Origin of the sequence: Haematobacter genomosp. 1 (assembly GCF_002196855.1) — a bacterium.
Taxonomy (GTDB): Bacteria; Pseudomonadota; Alphaproteobacteria; order Rhodobacterales; family Rhodobacteraceae; genus Haematobacter.
The window spans coordinates 1-22,262 of record NZ_NIPW01000024.1; the positions used below are offsets into that span (position 1 = coordinate 1).

The 22,262-nt window shown below is 66.6% G+C and carries 16 protein-coding genes; 10 read left to right on the forward strand and 6 right to left on the reverse strand.

The window, feature by feature from the left end; genetic code table 11:
- A partial coding sequence (locus CDV49_RS12185) for an ATP-binding cassette domain-containing protein (protein WP_179209193.1) occupies window positions 1-845 on the forward strand: 845 nt, incomplete at its 5' end.
- Between the two features lie 138 nt (window positions 846-983).
- Here CDV49_RS12185 and CDV49_RS12190 read toward each other — a convergent pair.
- Window positions 984-2,573 carry an ABC transporter substrate-binding protein gene (locus CDV49_RS12190; RefSeq protein ID WP_218821963.1) on the reverse strand — a complete coding sequence of 530 codons (1,590 nt, stop codon included), beginning with the start codon at window positions 2,571-2,573 and terminating at the stop codon, window positions 984-986.
- Window positions 2,574-2,884: 311 nt separating this feature from the next.
- Window positions 2,885-4,540, reverse strand: coding sequence for an energy-dependent translational throttle protein EttA (gene ettA, locus CDV49_RS12195; RefSeq protein WP_088215715.1), 1,656 nt, complete (start codon window positions 4,538-4,540; stop codon window positions 2,885-2,887).
- A 243-nt stretch (window positions 4,541-4,783) separates the two neighbouring features.
- Between ettA and CDV49_RS12200 the strand changes: the two genes are divergently transcribed.
- Both CDV49_RS12200 and dacB read left to right on the forward strand, forming a co-directional pair.
- Window positions 4,784-5,383: a nicotinate-nucleotide adenylyltransferase gene (locus CDV49_RS12200; RefSeq protein WP_088215716.1), complete on the forward strand. Its 600-nt coding sequence runs from the start codon at window positions 4,784-4,786 to the stop codon at window positions 5,381-5,383.
- Window positions 5,384-5,426: 43 nt separating this feature from the next.
- Entirely contained in the window at window positions 5,427-6,884 is a 1,458-nt protein-coding gene (gene dacB, locus CDV49_RS12205; RefSeq protein WP_088215717.1) for a D-alanyl-D-alanine carboxypeptidase/D-alanyl-D-alanine endopeptidase, read from the forward strand.
- A gap of 9 nt (window positions 6,885-6,893) precedes the next feature.
- Here the strand turns inward: dacB and CDV49_RS12210 are convergent, their stop codons facing one another.
- On the reverse strand, window positions 6,894-7,295 hold the full coding sequence (locus CDV49_RS12210; protein ID WP_088215847.1) for a tellurite resistance TerB family protein: 402 nt from the start codon (window positions 7,293-7,295) through the stop codon (window positions 6,894-6,896).
- A gap of 275 nt (window positions 7,296-7,570) precedes the next feature.
- Between CDV49_RS12210 and CDV49_RS12215 the strand changes: the two genes are divergently transcribed.
- Window positions 7,571-9,151 carry a lysine--tRNA ligase gene (locus CDV49_RS12215; RefSeq protein WP_088215718.1) on the forward strand — a complete coding sequence of 527 codons (1,581 nt, stop codon included), beginning with the start codon at window positions 7,571-7,573 and terminating at the stop codon, window positions 9,149-9,151.
- An 18-nt stretch (window positions 9,152-9,169) separates the two neighbouring features.
- On the opposite strand, the gene CDV49_RS12220 is transcribed toward CDV49_RS12215, so the two are convergent.
- A complete protein-coding gene (locus tag CDV49_RS12220; protein ID WP_088215719.1) occupies window positions 9,170-9,652 on the reverse strand; it encodes a HugZ family pyridoxamine 5'-phosphate oxidase in 483 nt (160 codons plus the stop codon).
- Window positions 9,653-10,020: 368 nt separating this feature from the next.
- On the opposite strand from CDV49_RS12220, the gene acs reads away from it, so the two are divergent.
- The 3 genes from acs (at window position 10,021) to CDV49_RS12235 (ending at window position 14,630) form a co-directional block, all read left to right on the forward strand.
- Window positions 10,021-12,000, forward strand: a complete 1,980-nt coding sequence (gene acs / locus CDV49_RS12225; RefSeq protein ID WP_088215720.1) for an acetate--CoA ligase — start codon at window positions 10,021-10,023, stop codon at window positions 11,998-12,000.
- The gene (locus CDV49_RS12230) at window positions 11,997-12,689 is read left to right on the forward strand and encodes an adenylate kinase (RefSeq protein ID WP_088215721.1); all 693 of its coding nucleotides are present in this window, start codon (window positions 11,997-11,999) and stop codon (window positions 12,687-12,689) included. Before acs ends, CDV49_RS12230 begins: the two co-directional genes overlap by 4 nt.
- A gap of 159 nt (window positions 12,690-12,848) precedes the next feature.
- On the forward strand, window positions 12,849-14,630 hold the full coding sequence (locus CDV49_RS12235; RefSeq protein ID WP_256947324.1) for an MFS transporter: 1,782 nt from the start codon (window positions 12,849-12,851) through the stop codon (window positions 14,628-14,630).
- A 54-nt stretch (window positions 14,631-14,684) separates the two neighbouring features.
- Here CDV49_RS12235 and truA read toward each other — a convergent pair whose 3' ends face one another.
- Complete coding sequence (truA, locus tag CDV49_RS12240) at window positions 14,685-15,452, reverse strand: tRNA pseudouridine(38-40) synthase TruA (protein ID WP_088215849.1); 768 nt, start codon at window positions 15,450-15,452, stop codon at window positions 14,685-14,687.
- Window positions 15,453-15,547: 95 nt separating this feature from the next.
- On the opposite strand from truA, the gene CDV49_RS12245 reads away from it, so the two are divergent.
- From CDV49_RS12245 to ileS, 3 genes are all read left to right on the forward strand, one after another.
- Window positions 15,548-16,963, forward strand: a complete 1,416-nt coding sequence (locus CDV49_RS12245; protein WP_088215722.1) for a YcjX family protein — start codon at window positions 15,548-15,550, stop codon at window positions 16,961-16,963.
- Window positions 16,960-17,970 carry a YcjF family protein gene (locus CDV49_RS12250; RefSeq protein ID WP_088215723.1) on the forward strand — a complete coding sequence of 337 codons (1,011 nt, stop codon included), beginning with the start codon at window positions 16,960-16,962 and terminating at the stop codon, window positions 17,968-17,970. The genes CDV49_RS12245 and CDV49_RS12250 overlap by 4 nt, the downstream gene beginning before the upstream one ends.
- Before the next feature lie 173 nt (window positions 17,971-18,143).
- Window positions 18,144-21,077, forward strand: a complete 2,934-nt coding sequence (ileS, locus tag CDV49_RS12255; RefSeq protein WP_088215850.1) for an isoleucine--tRNA ligase — start codon at window positions 18,144-18,146, stop codon at window positions 21,075-21,077.
- A 94-nt stretch (window positions 21,078-21,171) separates the two neighbouring features.
- On the opposite strand, the gene CDV49_RS12260 is transcribed toward ileS, so the two are convergent.
- Window positions 21,172-21,879, reverse strand: coding sequence for a CDP-alcohol phosphatidyltransferase family protein (locus CDV49_RS12260; protein ID WP_088215851.1), 708 nt, complete (start codon window positions 21,877-21,879; stop codon window positions 21,172-21,174).
- Between the last annotated feature and the right edge of the window lie 383 nt (window positions 21,880-22,262).

Genomic DNA, 22,262 nt, shown 5'->3' on the forward strand with positions numbered 1-22,262 from the left:
GGCTGGTCGCGGCGGCGCGGCCCCCGGTCGCACCCGCTCCACCCGCAATCGGCGATGAGGTGCTGCGGGCAGCGGGGCTGGCGCGGCGCTTCCGTCTGGCGCGGGGAGGCTGGCGCGGGACGCGTATCGCCGCGGTGGAGAGCGCGGATCTGGCCCTGCACGCGGGGGAGGCGGTCGGCCTCATCGGGCCGTCGGGCTCCGGCAAGACCACCTTGGCCCGGATGATCTGCCGGCTGGAGCAGCCCGATGGCGGGAGGCTGCGTCTCATGGGGGAGGATGCGCTGGCCGTCCCCCTTCGCCGTTTCGCGCACCACCCTTTGCGCGTCGCCGTGCAACTGGCGCTTCAGGATGCGCAGGGTGCCCTGCCGCCGCGCTGGACGGCCCGGCGTGCGATAGGCGATCCGCTGCGCCTGCTGCGGCCCGCGCTCGGTGAGGCGGAGCGAGAGGAGCGGCTGCGGGAGGCAGCCCGGCTTGCCGGCCTGCCGGAGGTGCTGCTGGACCGTCCGTCGCACACCCTTTCCGGCGGGGAGAGGGCGCGGGTCGGCCTGGCCCGCGCCCTCGCGCCCGAACCTGCGGTTCTGGTGCTGGATGAGCCGACATCCGCGCTGGATGCGACGCTTCGGGCAGAGCTGCTGGAGCGGCTGGACGCGCTGCGGCGGCAGCGGGCTCTGGCGCTCCTGTTCATCAGCCACGACCTTTCCGCCGTCGCGCGGCTGTGCGACAGGGCGCTGGTCATGGAGGCGGGCCGCGTGGTGGAGGCGGGGCCGGTGGTGCGCCTGCTCTCTCATCCGCAGGCGGACTGCACCCGTGCCCTGGTCGCGGCGATGCCGGTGCTCGCCGCCTAGCAGGCTGCAGAAGTTCTGCAGTGCCGCTGCTTGGGAAACCGGGAAATCGGCCCCGGTATGACCCAAGATGTGCCGGTTTCCGGCCGGAGTTGGTCCTATCGCGAACGATTTCCACTCCGGCGCGGCCCTGAAGGTCTCCTAGCCCCGCGACAGGGTGCGCAACTCCAGCATCCGGTGGAAGATGAAGCTGTAGCCCTCCACATCCTGGCGCATCGCGACATCCAGTGTCGGATGCCACAGCAGGATGATCGGCATGTCCTCCTTCACCATCTGGATCATGCGGGCCACATCGGCCTCATAGGCTGCCCTGTCGGTTTCGAACCGCGCCTTTTCCACCAGCTCCGCGAATTCCGCGTTCTGGTAGTTGCCGAAGTTCCACCGCGTGGTGCCGGTGTAGAAGATGCGGAAGAAATAGTCCGGGTCGCGCAGGAAGGCGATAGAGGCTTCGAAGTAGAAGGGAACCTTCTTCTCCTGCAACAGCGTGCCGAGCTGCCCGGAGGGCACCTTCTCGATCGTCACCCGGATACCGACCTTGCCAAGCGCGTCCTGCAGCAGCAGCGCCACGGGCTCCGCCACGCTCGCCTGCGACAGATCGTAGGAAAAGGTCGTGTCGAACCCGTCCTCCAGCCCTGCCTCCACCAGCAGCGCCTTTGCCCGCTCCGGGTCCGTCATCGTTCCGAGCGGCTGCGGGAAGGACAGGTCGCCCTCCGGCGCGGGGCCGAACAGCGGGGCCCCCCGGTTGAAGAGGGCGGTGCGGAACATCTCCTCATAGGGCAGGGCATGGGCGATGGCCTGCCGGACGCGCACATCGTCGAAGGGAGCGATGCCGCCGTTCATGCCGATGAACTGGAAGGCGGCGGTGGGCATCCCGGCGACCTTCAGCTCCGGCTCCTCCTGAAGGCGGGCCACGTCGGGGGCGGGGATGTCCTGCACGATATCCGCATCCCCCTTGCGCAGCGCAGCGAGGCGGGTCTCGGGCTGCGGCACCGTCTGCCACAGCACGCGGCGGATGCCGGGGAGCGGGCCGCTTTTCCAGTCCTCGAACCGCTCGAAAAGCACGCGTTCGCCCAGAGCGGCATCCGCCACGCGGAAGGCGCCGCCCCCCGCCGGGTTCATGCGCAGCCATTCGGAGGCGAAGGGATCGGCCTCCGTCGCGTGCTGCCGGGCGAGAGCGGAGTTGACGATGATCGGATAGGTGAGAGCGAGGTTCGGCAGCGCCAGCCGGTCCGGCTGCGGCAGGTCGATGCGGAAGGTGTGGCTGTCCACCACCACGAATTGCGCGGGATCGGTTAGGGAGCCGGTGGCGAATTGCGACCGTCCGATCGGGCTGGCCAGAACGCGGTCGAGCGAGAATTTCACATCCTCGGCGGTGACGGGCGCTCCGTCGTGGAAGGTGGCGTCGGGGCGCAGCCGGAACAGGATCTGCCGCCCGTCTGCGGACACCTCGTAGCTTTCCGCCAGTTCGGGCCGGATGTCGTAATAGTCGAAGCTGGCGAAACCGTCGGGCTGCGGCTTGTAGCCGAATGTCAGCAGCCGGTCATAGACGTTCCAGGTGATCTGCAGCGCGTTCCGGTTCACCCCGGCGGAGAAGCTGTCGAAGGCATTGGGCGCGCCTTCGGACAGGACGCGGAGATCCTGCCCGCGGCCCTGCGCCATGGCCCATTTGGCCGGCAGAAGGGCGGCACCCGTTCCCATGGCGAGCGTGGCAAGGAAGTGGCGTCGGTCCATGTGTCTTTCCTCGGATGGACAGCCCTGTGCGGGCGTTGTCGAACTGCTGCTCGATTTCGTCTGCAATGTCGTCAGATTTCGGTCGCGAGGACCGGTTCAGCTACGCGGTAAGGCATACCGGCCTCATAGCTGTTGGGGAAAGCTCCTGCAGCGGCGCGGGGGGAGATGGTTTCTGCCGCCATTGCCGCCTCCGGTCTGCCGAAGGCTTCTGGCGGGAGCCGTGGCGGGGAGAAGCTGAACCGGCGCCCGACATGAAAGCCGGATATGAAAAAGGCGCGGGGAGAGGACCCCGCGCCTTTCGCGTTTCGTCGTCAGCGGCTGAACTTCTTGTACTTGACGCGTTTCGGCGCCGCCGCGTCCGGGCCGAGGCGGCGGATCTTGTCGGCCTCGTAATCCTCGAAGTTGCCCTCGAAGAACTCCACATGCGCATCCCCCTCGAAGGCGAGGATATGGGTGCAGAGCCGGTCGAGGAAGAAGCGGTCGTGGCTGATGATCACGGCACAGCCCGCGAATTCCTCGATCGCCGCCTCCAGCGCCTGAAGCGTCTCCACGTCCAGATCGTTGGTCGGTTCGTCGAGGAGCAGCAGATTGCCGCCGGATTTCAGCAGTTTCGCCATGTGGACGCGGTTGCGTTCGCCGCCTGACAGCAGTCCCACCTTCTTCTGCTGGTCCGCGCCCTTGAAGTTGAAGGCGCCGACATAGTTCCGGCTGCTGATCGTCGCGTCGCCCAGATGGATCATCTCGGCCCCGCCGGAGATCTCCTCCCACACGTTCTTGTCGGGGTCGAGCGCGTCACGGGACTGGTCCACATAGGACATCTTCACCGTGTCGCCGATGGTGACGGTGCCCTCGTCCGGGGTCTCGTTGCCCGTCAGCATCTTGAACAGCGTGGATTTCCCGGCGCCGTTCGGGCCGATCACGCCGATGATGCCGCCCGGCGGCAGGGTGAAGGACAGGTTCTCGATGAGAAGCTTGTCGCCCATCGCCTTCTTCAGCCCCTCGACCTCGATCACCTTTCCGCCCAGACGCGGGCCGTTCGGGATGACGATCTGGGCCTTGCCCACCCGGTCCTTGACCGATTCCTCCACCAGCTTGTCATAGGCGGAGATACGGGCCTTGGATTTCGCCTGACGCGCCTTGGCGCCCGCGCGGATCCACTCCAGTTCCTTCTCCAGAACCTTCTGCTTGGCCTTGTCTTCCCGGGCCTCCTGCTCCATCCGCTTGGCCTTCTGCTCAAGCCAGTTGGAGTAGTTGCCCTCGTAGGGAATGCCCCGCCCGCGCTCCAGCTCCAGGATCCAGGAGGTGATGTCGTCGAGGAAGTAGCGGTCGTGGGTCACGCAGAGGATCGTGCCCTTGTATTCGATCAGGTGCTTCTGCAGCCAGGCGATGGTTTCCGCATCGAGGTGGTTGGTCGGTTCGTCCAGCAGCAGCATGTCGGGCGCTTCGAGCAGCAGCTTGCACAGCGCGACGCGCCGCCGCTCCCCGCCCGAGAGGGTGCTGACATCGGCGTCGTCCGGGGGGCAGCGCAGCGCTTCCATCGCCACATCCACCTGGCTGTCCAGATCCCAGAGGTTCTGGCTGTCGATGAGGTCCTGCAGCTCCGCCATCTCCTCCGCCGTCTCGTCGGAGTAGTTCATGGCGAGGTCGTTGTAGCGGTCGAGGATGGCCTGTTTGGACTTCACCCCTTCCATCACGTTGCCGCGGACGTTCAACTGCTCGTCGAGCTGCGGCTCCTGCGGGAGATAGCCCACGCGCGCGCCCTTGGCGGCCCAGGCCTCACCGGTGAAATCCTTGTCGATCCCGGCCATGACGCGCAGCAGCGAGGATTTCCCCGCGCCGTTCACGCCGACCACGCCGATCTTGACCCCCGGCAGGAAGTTCAGGCGGATATTCTCGAAGACCTTCTTGCCACCCGGATAGGCCTTGGAGACGCCATCCATGTGATACACATACTGGTATGAAGCCATTTCCGTTCCCTTCGTGGCGCTTTGCCCCCCATCTAGGGGAGATGCGGACAAAGGACAATCGCGGAGCGGGGGCGGAACGCCGGGAAACCGCTGCCGCGCGGGGTGAAATCCGCAACGACGCCCGCCGGTGCGGGCCGACTGTCGCCCCGGGAGCGCATGTGTCGGCCACGTGACGCCGCTTGTGGATTGTGCGGGCGAAGGCTGCTAGGAGGCGATGCGTCCAGCGGAGACCTCCGTTTGTCCATGTATGGCTTTCCCCATGCCCGCCCCGGGCAGAAGATCGGCTTGCTCGGCGGTTCCTTCGATCCGCCGCATGCGGGCCATGTCCATATCACGCTGGAGGCGCTGAAGCGGTTCCGGCTGGACAAGGTGTGGTGGCTCGTCTCCCCCGGCAATCCGCTGAAGCGCGAAGGCCCGGCCCCCCTGCATCGGCGGATGGAGGAGGCAGCGCGCGTCATGCACCATCCCCGCGTCGCCATCACCGACATCGAGGCGCGGCTCGGCACCCGCTATACGGCGGAGACGCTGAAGCGGATGCAGGCGATCTATCCCGGCGTGGATTTCGTCTGGCTGATGGGGGCCGACAATCTCGCCACCTTCCATCGTTGGGAAAACTGGCGCTGGATCATGGAGCATGTTCCGATCGGGGTCTTTGCCCGGCCCGGCAGCGGAATCGCGGCGCGCACCTCACGGGCGGCCAACCGCTATGCGGGTTTCCGCATTCCGCCCTCGGAAGCCGGGCGTCTGGCGCGGACCCATCCGCCCGCCTGGTGTTTCCTCGACATTCCGATGCGGCCGATCTCCTCATCACAGATTCGTGCGCGGGGGGAGTGGCGGCGGTGAGAGGTGCTTGCGGGATGCACGGCGCTGCATTTAACTCCCGCCGATGACCCGCTTTCCGTCTCTCAGCCGCCGTTCCCTGCTGGCACTTCTCCTCGCCGCTCCCGCCGGGGCGGCCTGCGCCCGCGCGCCGGAAACGGCGGCGCGTCCGCCGTCACGGCCGGGGCCTGACGATCTCGACGCGCTGCTGGCCCGCGCGCGGCTGGGGGCGGAGGTCTCCTTCCTGCTGGTCGATCCGGCGACGGGGGAGGTGCTGGACGCCCGCGACCCGACCGCCTCCCTTCCGCCCGCGAGCGTGGCCAAGACGATCACGACGCTCTACGCGTGGGAGACGCTTGGCTCCGCCCATCGTTTCACCACGCGCCTGCTCGCCACCGGGCCGATTCGCGACGGCGTGGTGCAGGGAGACCTGATCCTCGCCGGGGGCGGGGATCCCATGCTCTCCAGCGACGATCTGGGCGACATGGCGGAGGCTCTGCGCCAGCAGGGCGTCCGCGGGGTCAAGGGCGCGTTCCTCACCTGGTCGGGCGCGCTTCCCTATGTGGAGCAGATCGACCCGGCCCAGCCCGCGCATGTCGGCTACAACCCCGCCGTCTCGGGGCTCGATCTGAACTTCAACCGGGTGCAGTTCTTCTGGCAGCGGCAGGGTGGCGGCATCACCACCCGGATGGAGGCCACGGGCGACCGCTTCCGCCCGGAGGTCAGGATGGCGCGGATGCGTCTGGCCGACCGCGACACACCGCTGTTCACGTTCAGCGGCGGCAGGGGCACGGACGACTGGACGGTCGCGGCACGCGCGCTGAACGCGAAGGGAAGCCGGTGGCTGCCCGTCCGCTCCTCCGCCGCCTATGCGGGCGAGGCGTTTCGCGCGCTGGCCGCGCAGAAGGGCATCACGCTTGGCCCGCCCACACCTCTTGCCGGTGCGGCCCAGGGCTCGGCGCTCGTCTCGCATTCGAGCGACGACCTTGCCGCCGTCGCTGCCGACATGCTCAAATTCTCCAACAATCTGACGGCGGAGACGCTGGGCCTGACCGCCACGCTGGCGCGCGGGGGCAGGGCGGGCTCGCTCGCCAGTTCGGCAAGCGAGATGTCGGCCTGGGCAGCGGCCCGGTTCGGTGCCACAGGGATAGATCTGGTGGATCACTCGGGCCTGGGCGGAGAGTCACGCGTGACGGCGGCTGCCATGGTCCGGGTGCTCTCGGGCGGCGGCGTGCTGCCGACGCTGCTGCGCCGCTACGACCTGCCGGCGGGCTTCGGCCGCGGGCCGCAGCCGGTGGAGGTGCGGGCCAAGACGGGGACGCTGAACTTCGCCTCCGGCCTTGCGGGCTATATCCTGACACCGGGCCGGCCGCTGGTCTTTGCGATGTTCATGGGGGATCTTGACCGCCGCCGCGCCCTCTCCCGGCAGGAGCGGGAAAATCCGCCGGGCGCGCTGGAATGGACCTCCCGCGCCCGCCGGTTTCAGCAGGAACTGCTCGCCCGCTGGATCGCGGTCAGTACCTGAGCCGCGCTGTCAGAGGTGCCGGTAGCGCGCGCGCGCCCCGTATTCGATGGCAGCGGCATGGAGCCGGTCGATATCCAGCTCGTGGCGCATCTCCTGCAGCAGCCGCAGTTCCGTCTGCCGCGTGGCGCCATCGGTCGCGGCCACATCGCAGGCCAGCGCATAGGCCGTCTCGCGCAGGCGCTCGGGCAGGAAGCGGCGGATCAGGCCGAAGAACGCGTCCAGCCCGTCCTCCTCCTCGAACAGGTCGAGCACCACGCTGGACACGAAGCCGATGCGGTCCGGGTCGTAATTCGCGAACACCGGCAGATGGCCCACGATATCCTCGATGGCCAGCAGTTCCGATGTCGGCATCTGCTGATCGGAGGCGGAGACGGCGACCATGACCGCGACGAGGCAGTCCTGGGGTGTCATTCCGGCGTCGTTCTCGGTCTTGGTAGCCACGGAGGTGCCTCCCTCGATTCGGGTTTCGCATTGCTTAGAGAGGCGGCTTCTGTCCGGCAAGAGGCGGAGGCGCACCGCCAAGGGGTGCCAAGGGGTGCTTGACCGGAGCGCGGTGACGCGACATTAGGGTCTTTCCCCTGCGGGAAAGCCTGCGGGGCAGCATTTGACCCAGGCGCCTGCGCCGCGATCCGGGCGACCGCCCGCGCGGCCACGGCACCACCCTTCTGTCCGAAAGGAACGATCCCATGAGCGCCCTCAGAGACGCCGCGATGACCTCAAAGGCCTGGCCCTTCGAAGAGGCCCGCCGCCTGCTGAAGCGTTATGAGAAGGCGCCGCCGGAAAAGGGCTACGTGCTGTTCGAGACGGGCTACGGCCCCTCCGGCCTGCCGCATATCGGTACGTTCGGAGAGGTCGCGCGGACCACGATGATCCGCCGCGCCTTCGAGGTGATCTCCGACATCCCGACGCGGCTCATCTGCTTCTCGGACGACATGGACGGGATGCGCAAGGTCCCCGAGAACGTGCCCAACCGGGAGATGCTGCAGCGCAACCTTCAGCGCCCGCTGACGGAGGTGCCCGATCCGTTCGAGGAATTTGCCTCCTTCGGCGCCCATAACAATGCGATGCTGCGCCGGTTCCTCGACACCTTCGGGTTCGAGTATGAGTTCATCTCTGCCACCGAGTTCTACAAGTCCGGCCAGTTCGACGCGACGCTCCTGCGCGCGGCGGAGCGTTACGATGCGCTGATGAAGGTCATGCTGGCCAGCCTGCGGGAAGAACGCCAGCAGACCTATTCCATCTTCCTGCCGATCAGCCCCAAGACGGGCCGCGTGCTCTACGTGCCGCTGAAGGAGGTGAACGCCAAGGACGGCACCATCACCTTCGACGACGAGGACGGCGAGGAGATGACCCTGCCCGTCACGGGGGGCAATGTGAAGCTGCAGTGGAAGCCCGACTTCGGCGCCCGCTGGGCCGCGCTGGACGTGGACTTCGAGATGTATGGCAAGGACCATTCCACCAACACGCCGATCTACGATTCGATCTGCGAGATTCTGGGCGGCCGCAAGCCGGAGCATTTCACCTATGAACTGTTCCTCGACATCAATGGCGAGAAGATCTCCAAATCCAAGGGCAACGGCCTGACCATCGACGAATGGCTGACCTATGCCTCGACGGAGAGCCTCAGCTATTTCATGTATCAGAAGCCGAAAACGGCGAAGCGGATGTCCTTCGATGTGATCCCGAAGGCGATGGACGAATATCACCAGCAGCTCCGCGCCTATCCGGGGCAGGATGTGGCCAAGCAGGTGGACAACCCCGTCTGGCACATTCACGGCGGCACCCCGCCCGAAAGCCATATGGTGGTGTCCTACTCGATGCTGCTGAACCTCGCCTCCGTCGCCGGGGCCAGCGACAAGTCCGGGCTGTGGGGATTCATCCGCCGCTACGCGCCGGAAGCCACGCCGGAGAAGAACCCCGATCTGGACGCGGCGGCGGAATATGCCGTGCGCTATTTCCGCGACTTCGTGAAGCCGACGCTGGTTTTCCGCCGCGCCGAAGGCAAGGAGGTTGCCGCGCTGGAGGATCTGCGCCGCCGTCTTTCCACTTGGGAGGGCGGTCAGGATGCGGAAGCGTTGCAGACCATGGTCTTTGCAGTGGGGACCGACCACGGGTTCGAGCCGCTGCGGAGCTGGTTCTCCACGCTCTACGAGGTGCTTCTGGGGCAAAGTCAGGGGCCGCGGTTCGGCGGGTTCATCGCGCTCTATGGCATCCATGAGACGATCGCCCTGATCGACAGGGCGCTGGCGGGTGAACTGACCGCCTGATCCACCCAGATCTGCTGCTCAGCCCAGATCTTCGGCCGTCAGCCGGAAGGCACGGCCGAAGCCACCGTTGAGCGAGGCTCCCGTCGGGGTGAAAACCACGAAGCGGAAATCCGGCAGATCGACATAGAGCGTCGATTTCGGCCGCAACGTCAGCCAATGCGCCCGGAGGGCCTCATGCTCCGCCGTCCCGCGGGCGATGAACCGGGCGGTGGCGGAGAGCGAGAGGCGCGGATGGGTGAGCGGGTCGCCCTTCTCCCCCGGCTCGCCGATGAGCAAGCCAGCACGCGGATCCGCCGCCAGCGCGCGCGTGTGGAGAGCCAGACCGGAGACGAGGCTTACCGGCAGGCCCTCCGGCGTGGTGGCGAGCGCGACCCGGCTCACCTGCGGACCTTCCTCCGTCACCACGGCGAGCGCGGTGAACCGCGCAGCGTCCATCAGGCCGCGCGCCAGCGCGCGTGCCTCGTCATCGGTGGGGCGCAGGACATCCTTCGCTTCGGCCATGTCGTTTCCCTCTCGCCGGGCCCGTTCTTCCACGGGGCGTTCGCCTGTCTGGGCTTGCCGGAGGGCTGGCGCGACTCGTGTCGTTATCCGCGCGCTCCCGCTTCTGCGCAAGTCGTCGCGCTTCGGTTTTTCTGCGGGACAGCGGCATCCGGCGGAAAATGAACATTCATAATATTGAATTGATGCGGAAAATTCATGCCGCGATGCAGAGGATTTACAGAAATCCGTTTTCATCGTGAAGAAATTTACAGAATTTTCGCGCTATGAAAAGGGTTTACGCCTTCGTTTACTTGGGATTACACTCCTGTGATTGGCGAGGTCCGGAGGGGCTGGCGAAAGCCGGTGGACGCGCGAGCTGAGGAGGAACAATGTCGGCTCAGACAAAGGCGCAGCATGCGCAGGAATCGGAGACTCATGTCCCGTCGGCGGATTTCGTGGCGCAATCCCATGTGACCCCCGAGAAATATGAGGAACTCTATCGCGAGTCCATCGAAGATCCCGATGCCTTCTGGGGTCGGGAAGGCAAGCGGATCGACTGGATCGAGCCCTATACCAAGGTGAAGAACACCGACTTCACCTTCGGCAAGGTGTCGATCAAGTGGTATGAGGACGGGGTGCTCAACGCCTCTGTCAACTGCATCGACCGGCACCTCGCCACGCGGGGCCACCAGACGGCGATCATCTGGGAGCCGGACGATCCGAACCAGCCCGCGCTGCACATTACCTACAAGGAACTGTCCGAAAAGGTGAATCGCTTCGCCAACGTGCTGCTGAGCCAGGGCGTGATGCGGGGCGACCGTGTGGTCATCTACCTGCCGATGATCCCGGAGGCCGCCTATGCGATGCTCGCCTGCGCGCGGATCGGGGCGGTGCATTCGGTGGTTTTCGCCGGCTTCTCCCCGGACGCTCTTGCCAACCGGATCAACGATTCCGGCGCGAAGGTGGTCATCACCGCCGATACCGCTCCCCGCGGCGGCAAGCGGACGAACCTGAAATCCAATGCTGACATGGCGCTGCTCCATTGCTCCGACCGGGTGCGCTGCATGGTCGTCAAGCATACGGGCGATCAGACGACATGGATGGACGGCCGGGACGTGGACGTGAAGGCGCTGATGGAACACGCCAGCCCTGATTGCCCGCCGCGGCCGATGGGGGCGGAGGATCCGCTCTTCATCCTCTATACCTCCGGTTCCACAGGCAAGCCGAAGGGCGTCGTGCACACCACGGGCGGCTATCTCGTCTATGCGGCGATCACCCATGAGGTGACCTTCGACTATCACGAGGGGGACGTGTTCTGGTGCACGGCCGATGTGGGCTGGGTCACCGGTCACAGCTACATCCTCTACGGCCCGCTCGCCAATGGTGCGACCACGGTGATGTTCGAGGGCGTTCCCACCTATCCCGATGCAGGCCGCTTCTGGGCCGTCTGCGAAAAGCACAGGGTAAGCCAGTTCTATACCGCGCCGACGGCGATCCGCGCGCTGATGGGGCAGGGGCCGGAATGGGTGGAGAAATACGACCTTTCCTCCCTCAAGCTGCTTGGCACCGTCGGCGAGCCCATCAACCCGGAGGCCTGGCACTGGTACGACAAGCACGTGGGCAAGGGCGCGCTTCCCATCGTCGATACCTGGTGGCAGACGGAAACCGGGGGCCATCTCATCACCCCGATCCCCGGGGCGATCCCGACGAAGCCCGGCTCCGCGACCAAACCGTTCTTCGGCGTGAAGGCGGTGGTGCTGGAGCCGGAAAGCGGCAAGGAAATCGACCGGGTGGAGTGTGAGGGAGTGCTCTGCATCGCCGACAGCTGGCCCGGACAGATGCGCACCGTCTATGGCGATCACGAGCGGTTCCAGGAGACGTATTTCCAGCAATACAAGGGCTATTACTTCTCCGGCGACGGGTGCCGGCGGGATGCCGACGGTTATTACTGGGTCACCGGCCGGGTGGATGACGTCATCAACGTCTCCGGTCACCGCATGGGCACGGCGGAGGTGGAAAGCGCGCTCGTCGCGCATCCCGACGTCGCCGAAGCCGCCGTCGTCGGCTATCCGCATGAGATCAAGGGGCAGGGCATCTATGCCTATGTCACCCTGATGAACGGGGTTGAGGCGACGGATGACCTGCGCAAGAAGCTCGTCCAGTTCGTGCGCACCGAAATCGGCCCGATCGCCAGCCCCGACGTGATCCAGTGGTCGCCGGGCCTGCCCAAGACGCGCTCGGGCAAGATCATGCGCCGCATTCTCCGCAAGATCGCCGAGAACGACACCGGAAGCCTTGGCGATACCTCCACCCTCGCCGACCCGGGGGTGGTGGACGACCTCATCGCCAACCGCGCCAACAAGGGATGAACATGGACACCGCGACCCGCCCCGCCGCTCCGCCGGTCCTCATCCTGCTCGGCCCCCCCGGTGCGGGGAAGGGAACCCAGGCCCGGATGTTGGAGGAGCGTTTCGGCCTCGTCCAGCTTTCCACGGGCGACATGCTGCGCGCCGCGGTCGCCGCGGGAACGGAGGCAGGCCGCGCCGCGCAGGCGGTGATGGAAGCGGGCGGCCTCGTCTCCGACGGGATCGTCCTCTCCGTGCTGAACGAACGCCTCTCGGCGCCGGACGTGGCGCGTGGGGTCATCCTCGACGGCTTCCCCCGGACGGAGGGGCAGGCCGCTGCGCTGGATGCGCTGCTGGCGGAGCGGGGGCAGCGGATCGACGCCGTGGTGGCGCTCGATGTCGATGACGCCGCGATGGTGGAGCGCGTCGCGGGACGCTACACCTGCGCCGGTTGCGGCGAAGGCTATCATGACAGCTTCAAGACCCCGGCCGTGGCCGGGACTTGCGACAAATGCGGCAGCGGCGATTTCAAGCGCCGCGCCGACGACCGTGCCGAAACCGTGGCCGCGCGGCTTGCCGCCTACCACGCGCAGACGGCACCGCTGATCGCCTATTACGACCGCCGGGACGTGCTTGAGCACATCGACGCGATGGCCCCGATCGGGGATGTCGCGGAGAGCCTCGTCGGCATCGTGGAGCGCGTATCGGCCTGACGGGAAGGCCTTCGGCCCGGAGGAGGGGCCGGAGGGTGGCGGTTTCGCCGGCAACCTGATGAGCAAGAAGGGACAGGGATCTCCCCGTCGCGGCAGCGCCGCGATGGTCTGGGGACGCATGTCTCCGATGAATTCTGCATGCCACGGAGGAGGATACAGATGGCGATGGCAGATACCACGGTGCGCGAGCGCGCCCGTCCCATGACGCGGGAGGAGAAGAAGGTCATTCTGGCTTCTTCCGCCGGGACGATCTTCGAATGGTATGACTTCTATCTTTACGGGTCGCTGGCGGCGATCATCGGGGCACAGTTCTTTTCCGCCTTCCCGGAGGCGACGCGGAACGTGTTCGCACTGCTGGCCTTTGCGGCGGGCTTCATCGTGCGGCCCTTCGGTGCGCTGGTCTTCGGCTCGCTCGGCGACATGATCGGGCGGAAATATACCTTCCTGATGACGATCCTCATCATGGGGATTTCAACCTTCATCGTGGGCGTGCTGCCGGGCTATGAGTCGATCGGCGCGGCCGCGCCGATCATCCTCATCGCCCTGCGCATGCTTCAGGGCCTGGCGCTGGGCGGCGAATATGGCGGGGCGGCCGTCTATGTGGCCGAACACGCGCCGCAGGGGCGCAGGGGCTTCTACACGAGCTGGATTCAGACGACTGCGACGCTCGGTCTGCTGCTGTCGCTCATCGTGATCCTGATTACCCAGAGCATCGTGAACAACAACTTCGCCGCGGTGCCGCAGGTGATGAACGGCCAGCCCGTCCTGAACGCCGACGGCGTGCAGGTCATGCTCGACCCGTTCCGCGCCTGGGGCTGGCGGATTCCGTTCCTTGCCTCCATCCTGCTGCTGGGCATCTCGCTCTATATCCGGCTCCAGATGGAAGAAAGCCCCGCCTTCAAGAAGATGAAGGAGGAGGGCCGCGCCTCCAAGGCTCCGATGCGCGAGGCATTCGGCAACTGGAAGAACGGCAAGGTCGCGCTGATCGCACTGCTGGGTCTGACGGCGGGTCAGGCGGTGGTGTGGTATTCCGGGCAGTTCTACGCGCTGTTCTTCATCAACAACGTGGTCAAGGTCGATACCTTCACGTCCAACGTGCTGGTGGCCTGGTCGCTGATCCTCGGCACGGCGGGCTTCGTGTTCTTCGGGTCGCTCTCCGACCGCATCGGGCGCAAGCCGATCATTCTGGGCGGCTGCCTGATCGCGGCGATCACCTATTTCCCGGTGTTCGAATTCCTGAGCAAGACCGCGAACCCCGCGCTCTATGCCGCGCAGGAAACCCCGGTCACGGTGACGGCCTCCCCCGACGACTGCTCGTTCCAGTTCAACCCGACCGGCACCGCCAAGTTCACCTCGTCCTGCGACGTGGCCAAGGCGATGCTGGCGAAGAACTCCGTCAACTATTCGACGGTGGATGCGCCGGCCAACACGCTCGCCACGGTGGATATCGGCGGGACGGTGATCGCGTCGTATGACGCCTCCGCCCCGGATGCGGCGGAGCAGAAGAAGGCGTTCGAGACGGCGGTGAATACCGCGCTGCGCGGCGCGGGCTATCCACTGACGGCCGCAGAGAATACGACCGTCGCGAAGGCTGCGCATTTCTTCGACATCTTCACGGCGCAGAAGCTCACGCTCGTGCTTATCCTGACCTATCTCATCGTGCTTGTGACGATGGTCTATGGCCCGATCGCGGCGGCGCTGGTCGAACTTTTCCCGACACGCATCCGTTATTCCGGCATGTCGCTGCCCTATCACATCGGCAACGGCTGGTTCGGGGGGCTGCTGCCTGCGACGGCCTTCGCGATCAGCGCCCAGAGCGGAAACATCTACTCCGGTCTGTGGTATGCCATCGTCGTGGCGCTGATGACGGTGGTGATCGGGGCGATCTTCGTGCCGAACACGCACAAGCGGGATATCTTCTCGGACCGCGACTACCAATAAGGTCCGCCAGTTCGGACAGAAGGCGCGGCGGCTCCGGTCGCCGCGCCTTTTCGTTCAGCCGAAGGGATCCAGCGGATATTCCACACCGGTGAGGTAAAGCCCCTGCGGCGGAGAGACCGGACCGCAGGCGGCCCTGTCCCGCGCCTCCAGCGCGCGCGTCACATCCTCCGGCGTCCACCCGCCCGCCCCCACGCGTTCCAGCGTGCCAACCATGGAACGGACCTGATTGTGCAGGAAGCTCCTTGCGCGAAGATGGAAACGGTATTCCGTGCCGCCGGGATAGGGCAGCACTTCCAGATCGAACCGGTCCAGCGTCTTGACGGGAGAGTTCGCCTGGCAGAGCGTGGAGCGGAAGGTGGTGAAGTCATGCCGGCCAACAAGCCGCGCCGCGCCCGCCCGCATCGCCTCTGCGTCCAGCGTCTGCCGCACCTGCCAGACCAGTCCCGCGTCATGGGTGACGGGCGCCCGCCGCGAGACGAGGCGGAAGGTGTAGCGCCGCTCCAGCGCGGAGAAGCGGGCGTGGAAATCGGCGGCGACCTCCGCGACGGCCACCACCGCCACGGGAGCAGGCTTCAGATGGTGGTTCAGCGCCTCCATCAGCCGGAACGGCTGCCAGGCGCGCGCAAGGTCGCAATGGGCCACCTGGCCTGTCGCATGGACGCCGGAATCCGTCCGCCCCGCCGCGCCGATGCCCGGCGCCTCCGCCTCCAGCCGGCGGAGAGCGGTTTCCACCGCCTGCTGCACCGACGGCTGGCCGGATTGGCGCTGCCACCCGGCGAAAGGCGCGCCATCATATTCGATTTTCAGGGCATAGCGTGGCATGGTCGCCATGTGACCCCAAGCGGCGCGTTTCGCAAGCCCTACACAGCGCCCCGATCCGGCCCTATGTTTGCAGAACACGCGAAAGGGAGCGGCAGTTGGTTCTTGGCAGGATTGCGGATGGCGTCTCGCGGAGCGTCGAAACCCTGGGCGCGACCGTGTCGGAGGCGTTTTTCGAGCCCGTGATCCGTCTGGGCGTCACCGGGCTCGCGCGTTCGGGCAAGACGGTGTTCATTACCTCGCTGGTGGCGAACCTGATGGATCGCGGGCGGATGCCGCAATTCTCCCCCGCCGCTTCGGGGGCGATCAAGGCGGCGTGGCTTCAGCCGCAGCCCGATGACACGCTCCCGCGGTTCGACTATGAATCGCATCTTGCCGCGCTGAGCGGTGACAATCCCCGCTGGCCGGAGTCGACGCGCTCCATCTCCCAGCTCCGCCTGTCCTTCCGGGTGCAGCCCACGGGTTTGCTGGGCGCCGTGTCAGGACCGCGGACGGTGCATCTGGACATCGTGGATTACCCCGGCGAATGGCTGCTGGACCTTGGGTTGATGGAAAAGACCTATGCCGACTGGTCCGCGGAAACCCTGCGGCGGCTGGAGACGCGGGAGGAGGGTCGTGCCTTCCTCGCCCTCCTTGATGACACCGATGCAGGCGGGAAGTTCGACGAGCCGACGATAAAGACGCTGGCCGAGGCCTTCACCGCCTATCTCCATACCGCGCGGGAGGCGGGCTTTTCCGACTGCACGCCGGGCCGCTTCCTGCTGCCGGGAGAGATGGCCGGCTCCCCTGTGCTGACCTTTGCCCCCCTCCGCCCGCCGGAGAAGCCCGCGCGGGGCAGCCTTTGGCGCGAATGCGAACGCCGGTTCGATGCCTACAAGCGGGAGGTGGTGAAGCCCTTCTTCCGCGACCATTTCGCCCGGATCGACCGGCAGGTGGTGCTGGTCGATGCGCTTGGCGCGATCCATTCCGGCCCGCCCGCGGTGGAGGATCTGCGGCAGGCGCTGGCCGACATCCTCGGCGCTTTCCGGCCCGGACGGAACCGCTGGCTTACCTCCATGCTGGGCGGCAGGCGGGTGGAGCGGATCCTGTTCGCCGCCACAAAGGCGGATCACCTTCACCATTCCCAGCACCCGAGGCTCACCGCCATCATGGAGGCCCTGGTGCGGGAGGCACGGGACCGGGCGGATTTCTCCGGTGCCCGGACCGCGGCCATGTCCATCGCCTCCATCCGTGCGACGGTGGAGGAGCAGATAGACTGGCGCGGCCAGATGCTGGACGCCGTGCGGGGAACGCTGCTCGGCTCCGGGCGGCAGGCGGCCTATTACCCCGGCGAACTGCCCGACGACCCCGCCCGCCTGCTGTCCCCCGCGCGGGAGGGGGTGAAGAAATGGCTGGATGCGGATTACGAGATCATGAACTTCGCGCCCCCCCAGCTGCATCTGCGCCCCGGCGAGGGGCCGCCCCATATCCGCCTTGACCGCGCGGCGGAGTTCCTGATCGGAGACCGGCTGTGAGCGAGACCCCGCGCAAGGGCGTGCTGATCGAATATGCCGACGACGACCGGCCGGAGGTCACGCCCGCCTCCGCCCCGCCGATCATGGACGACCCGGACGCCGACCTTCCCACCGGGCAGGCGATGCGGACGATGGCGGTGCTGGCCTCCAGCCGTCCTTCCCGCCTGGCGAAGTTCTTCTGGGCGGTGCTGGTCGCGCTGATCGGCTTTGTCGTGACGCTCGCCACATGGGATTACATCACCGGCCTTATCCAGCGGAACCCGACGCTCGGCACCATCGCGCTGGTGCTGGTCGGGCTGTTCTGTCTCGCGCTGCTGCTGCTCATCGGCAAGGAATGGGTCGCCTATCTGCGTCTCGCCCGTCTCGACCACGTGAAGGTGGAGGTGGAGAAGGCGCTGGCCTCGGGCGACCTGTCCGCCGCGCGCAAGGTGGCCGATGACGTGGTGGCGCTTTACGCGGGCCGCCCCGAGCTCCGCTGGGGGCGGGAGCGGTATGCCGCGCGGCGGGAGGAACTGCTGGACGGCGACGGCCTCATCGATCTGGCGGAGGTCGAGGTGCTGGCCCCCCTCGACATCGCCGCCCGGCGGGAGGTGGAGGGCGCGGCGCGGCAGGTGGCCGTGGTCACCGCCTTCGTCCCGCTGGCGCTGGCGGATGTGCTGACGGCGCTGGCCGCAAACCTGCGGATGATCCGCCGCATCGCGGAGATCTACGGCGGGCGGACCGGCTTTTTCGGCAGCTGGCGGCTGCTGCGCACCGTTCTGACCCATCTGGTTGCCACCGGCGCGGTCGCGGCGGGCGACGATCTGATCGAGCCGCTGGTCGGCGGGGGGCTTCTGTCCAAGCTGTCGCGCCGCTTCGGCGAGGGGGTGGTGAACGGCTCCCTCACCGCGCGGGTCGGCGTCGCGGCGATGGAGGTCTGCCGCCCGCTGCCCTTCCGCCGCGCGCCGCGTCCCAAGGTGGCTAACCTCGTGAGCCGCGCCCTGACCGGCTTGTTCGACCGCAGGTGACCCGCAAGCCGGGTGTGGACGGGACGGGTGAGCGGCTCTATAAGCGCCCAATGAACGCGACGCTGGCACGCAATTTCCGAATTACCGGCCCGGCTCTCTGACCTTTCAGAGACGCCGGGGACATGGGTTTTCCGACCCGCGCCGACATTCCCTCCTCTGACCGGACCGTTCCGATGACCGATACGCCTGCCGATACCGTGGACTACCGCGACACCGTCTTCCTGCCGAAGACCGAATTCCCCATGCGTGCGGGCCTGCCCGCGCGGGAGCCGGAATGGCTGGCCCGGTGGGAGCGGATCGGTATCTACGACCGTCTGCGGGAAAAGACGGGGCGCGCGTCCTTCGTGCTGCATGACGGCCCTCCCTATGCGAACGGGCATCTGCATATCGGCCACGCGCTGAACAAGACGCTGAAGGACTTCATCGTCCGCTCCCAGCAGATGATGGGCAAGGACAGCCGCTACGTCCCCGGCTGGGACTGTCACGGCCTGCCGATCGAATGGAAGATCGAGGAACAGTACCGCGCCAAGGGTCTGAACAAGGACGACGTGCCCGTGGTGGACTTCCGCCGCGAATGCCGCCGCTTCGCCGAAGGCTGGGTCGATATCCAGCGGGAGGAGTTCAAGCGCCTCGGCATCACCGGCAACTGGGCCGATCCCTACCTGACCATGGCCTATCACGCCGAAGCCGTGATCGCCGACGAATACATGAAGTTCGTCATGAACGGCTCGGTCTATCAGGGGTCGAAGCCGGTCATGTGGTCACCGGTCGAAAAGACCGCGCTGGCCGAGGCGGAGATCGAGTATCACGATCACACCTCGCACACGATCTGGGTGAAGTTCCCGGTGGTCGCGGCCGGCAGCTTCCCGGAGGGGGACGGCTGCATGGACACCGGCCTTCTCTCGGCGGCGGTGGTGATCTGGACGACGACGCCCTGGACGATCCCGCAGAACCGCGCCGTGGCCTTCAGCCCTGAGATCTCCTACGGCCTTTACGAAGTGAAGGAAGCCGCCGAGGACAACTGGGCGAAACCCGGCGACCGTCTGCTGCTGGCCGACAAGCTGGCGGACAGCGTGTTCACCGCCGCGCGGATCGACCGGGCGGAGCGGCTGCGCGACGTGACGGCGGAGGAGCTGGGCGGGCTGATCCTGTCCCATCCGCTCCGCGGTGTGGAGGGCGGCGAAGGCGAGTGGGACTATGACGTGCCCATGCTGCCGGGCGATCACGTCACCGACGATGCCGGCACGGGCTTTGTCCATACCGCGCCCAGCCACGGCGACGACGACTATCAGCTCGGGCTGAAGTTCGGCCTTCCGATGACCTACAACGTGATGGAGGACGGCTCCTATCGGGCCGACCTGCCGCTGTTCGCGGGGGAGTTCATTATCACGCCGAAGGGCAAGGAGGGCGGCGCGAACAAGGCCGTCATCGACCGTCTGGTCGAGGCGGGCGCCCTGATCGCGCGGGGCCGGATCAAGCACTCCTATCCGCATAGCTGGCGCTCCAAGGCCCCGGTCATCTACCGCAACACCCCCCAGTGGTTCGTGGCGATCGACAAGCCGCTGGACGATGGCATGGCCACCTATGGCGACACGATCCGCCAGCGCGCACTGACCTCCATCGAGGACTTGGTGGCGTTTACGCCCGTGTCGGGGCGCAATCGGCTGCATTCCATGATGGAGACGCGGCCCGACTGGGTTCTGTCGCGCCAGCGCGCCTGGGGGGTGCCGCTCACCTGCTTCGTGAAACGGGGCGGGAAACCTACAGACGCCGATTTCCTGCTCCGCGACGCGGAGGTGAACGCCCGGATCGTCGCGGCCTTCGAGGCCGACGGCGCGGATGTATGGTTCGAGGACGGGTTCAAGGAAAAGGTGCTGGACGGCCTTTACGATCCCGCCGCCTACGATCAGGTCAGGGACGTGCTGGACGTGTGGTTCGACAGCGGCTCCACCCATGCCTTTGTGCTGCGCGACCGGCCCGACGGCACGCCGGACGGCATCGCGGATCTGTACCTGGAAGGCACGGACCAGCATCGCGGCTGGTTCCACTCCTCCATGCTGCAGGCCTGCGGCACCATCGGGCGCGCACCCTACCGCGGCGTGCTGACCCACGGCTTCACGCTGGACGAGAAGGGCATGAAGATGTCCAAGTCGCTCGGCAATACCGTGGTCCCGGCGGAGGTCATCAAGGAATACGGCGCCGATATCCTGCGGCTCTGGGTGGCGCAGTCCGATTTCACGGTGGACCAGCGGATCGGCAAGGAAATCCTGAAGGGCACCGCCGACAGCTATCGCCGCCTGCGCAACACCATGCGCTTCATGCTCGGCAATCTCGACGGCTGGGACGAGGCGGAACGCATCGCGCCGGAGGAGATGCCGGAGCTGGAACGCTGGGTGCTGCACCGTCTGGCCGAGCTGGATGGCGAGGTCCGGCGCGGCTATGACGCCTATGACTTCCAGGGTGTGTTCCAGAAGCTGTTCCAGTTCTGCACCGTCGATCTGTCGGCCTTCTACTTCGATATCCGCAAGGATGTGCTCTACTGCGATGGCGTGGACAGCCTGCGCCGGCGCGCGGCCCGCACGGTGCTCGACATGCTGTTCCACCGGCTGGTGACATGGCTCGCCCCGGTGCTGGCGTTCACGATGGAGGATGTCTGGCTGTCGCGCTATCCGGGCGAAGAGTCTTCCGTCCACCTGCAGGACTTCCCCGAGACGCCTGCGGACTGGCAGGATGCCGCGCTCGCCCGCAAATGGGAGGAGATCCGCCGCGTGCGCCGGGTGGTGACGGCAGCGCTGGAGATCCAGCGGCAGGAGAAGGTAATCGGTTCCAGCCTGGAGGCCGCTCCCGTCGTCCATGTGCGCAACCCGGACATGCAGGAGGCGCTGAAGGGCGTCGAATTCGCGGATGTCTGCATCACCTCGGAAATCTGGCTGACGACCGATCCGATCCCGGCCGAGGCGTTCCGCCTGCCGGAGATCGAAGGCGTGGGCGTGGTCTTTGAACATGCGGACGGCGGCAAATGCGAACGCTGCTGGAAGATCCTGCCCGATGTCGGCACCCACAAGCATCTGGGCACCTGTGCCCGCTGCGATGGCGTGCTTGCCTGAAGCGGGCGGCGCGCCCGGAGACTCCGACAAAAGAAAAAGGGCGCGGTTTCGCGCCCTTTTCGATATCCCGTCAACGTCGCCTGTCAGGGCTCTGTCAGGGCGGCGAGAAGCGCCCGGGCCTTTCGGTCATCTGCTGCACGATCCCCGCGAGGACGAGATAGATCGTCGTGATCGCCAGCCCCCATTGCACGACGCCGGAGGGCCAGAAATCCACCCAGGCGCTCCACCCGGCCAGCGCCACCCAGAGAAACGCCACCGGGCGCGTCAGGGCAGACCAGCGCTTCGTGCGCATGGGATGGACGAATTTCAGCGGCGCGAACATCAGCACCGCCAAGGCTATGACGATGGCGAGCACGATCCAGAAATCCGGCTTCAGCGCAAAGAACACGAGCACCACCATGTTCCAGCAGGCCGGGAAGCCGGAAAAGGAATTGTCCTTGGTCTTCATCCGGCTGTCCGCGAAATAGAGCACGGAGGCGAAGTTGATGACCAGTATCGCGCACCAGCCCGTCCATCCGGGCAGGATCCCGGAGGCAAAGAGCGCATAGGCCGGGATGAACACATAGGTCAGGTAGTCGATGATGAGGTCGAGCAGCACCCCATCTATGATCGGCGCCTTTTCCCGCACGTCGTAACGGCGGGCCAGCGGGCCGTCGATTCCGTCCACGATGAAGGCGACGACCAGCCACAGGAACATCGTGTCCCACTTGTGATCGACGGCGGCAAGCATGGCCAGCGTCGCCCAGATCGCCCCGGTGGCGGTGAAGATATGGACCAGATAGGCGCGAGCGGTGGTGATCATGGCAATCCCGTGACGTTCCCCCCGGTCATCGCCCATATTTCCCTCGGGCGCAACGCCGGGGACGCGCGCGAGGGTTCCCGGACCGCCCGATCGCCCTGTCTGGCCCTGCAATCATGGAGGCAGGAGCCCCCGCAGGGGGAGAGCCGGGCATCGGACAGGCCCGCCGCATTGCCTGCAACCGTGGCCCCAGATTGCCGCCGACACTTGTCTTCCGTTCAATCCCGCCGCCGCGCTTCCCGCGCCCCGCCCGTTTTCCGCCGAGAGTGTGCCAAACCCCTGCTCCTGCGAGGTGCAGCGGAATTTGCTTTTCCGCGGGCTATGGGCCCCATCGCTGCGTGCTGGGGTCTGAGAGTGGCCTCAGGAGGGGTTCGGTTCTGCATCAC

Excerpts from the sequence above, each read along its gene's own strand:
- CDV49_RS12220 (WP_088215719.1), bottom strand. The coding sequence starts at position 9,652 with ATGGCCGAAGCGAAGGATGTCCTGCGCCCCACCGATGACGAGGCACGC.
- dacB (WP_088215717.1), top strand. The coding sequence starts at position 5,427 with ATGACCCGCTTTCCGTCTCTCAGCCGCCGTTCCCTGCTGGCACTTCTC.
- ettA (WP_088215715.1), bottom strand. The coding sequence starts at position 4,540 with ATGGCTTCATACCAGTATGTGTATCACATGGATGGCGTCTCCAAGGCC.
- CDV49_RS12190 (WP_218821963.1), bottom strand. The coding sequence starts at position 2,573 with ATGGACCGACGCCACTTCCTTGCCACGCTCGCCATGGGAACGGGTGCC.
- CDV49_RS12230 (WP_088215721.1), top strand. The coding sequence starts at position 11,997 with ATGAACATGGACACCGCGACCCGCCCCGCCGCTCCGCCGGTCCTCATC.
- CDV49_RS12215 (WP_088215718.1), top strand. The coding sequence starts at position 7,571 with ATGAGCGCCCTCAGAGACGCCGCGATGACCTCAAAGGCCTGGCCCTTC.
- CDV49_RS12235 (WP_256947324.1), top strand. The coding sequence starts at position 12,849 with ATGGCGATGGCAGATACCACGGTGCGCGAGCGCGCCCGTCCCATGACG.
- ileS (WP_088215850.1), top strand. The coding sequence starts at position 18,144 with ATGACCGATACGCCTGCCGATACCGTGGACTACCGCGACACCGTCTTC.
- CDV49_RS12210 (WP_088215847.1), bottom strand. The coding sequence starts at position 7,295 with ATGACACCCCAGGACTGCCTCGTCGCGGTCATGGTCGCCGTCTCCGCC.
- acs (WP_088215720.1), top strand. The coding sequence starts at position 10,021 with ATGTCGGCTCAGACAAAGGCGCAGCATGCGCAGGAATCGGAGACTCAT.
- truA (WP_088215849.1), bottom strand. The coding sequence starts at position 15,452 with ATGCCACGCTATGCCCTGAAAATCGAATATGATGGCGCGCCTTTCGCC.
- CDV49_RS12260 (WP_088215851.1), bottom strand. The coding sequence starts at position 21,879 with ATGATCACCACCGCTCGCGCCTATCTGGTCCATATCTTCACCGCCACC.
- CDV49_RS12200 (WP_088215716.1), top strand. The coding sequence starts at position 4,784 with ATGTATGGCTTTCCCCATGCCCGCCCCGGGCAGAAGATCGGCTTGCTC.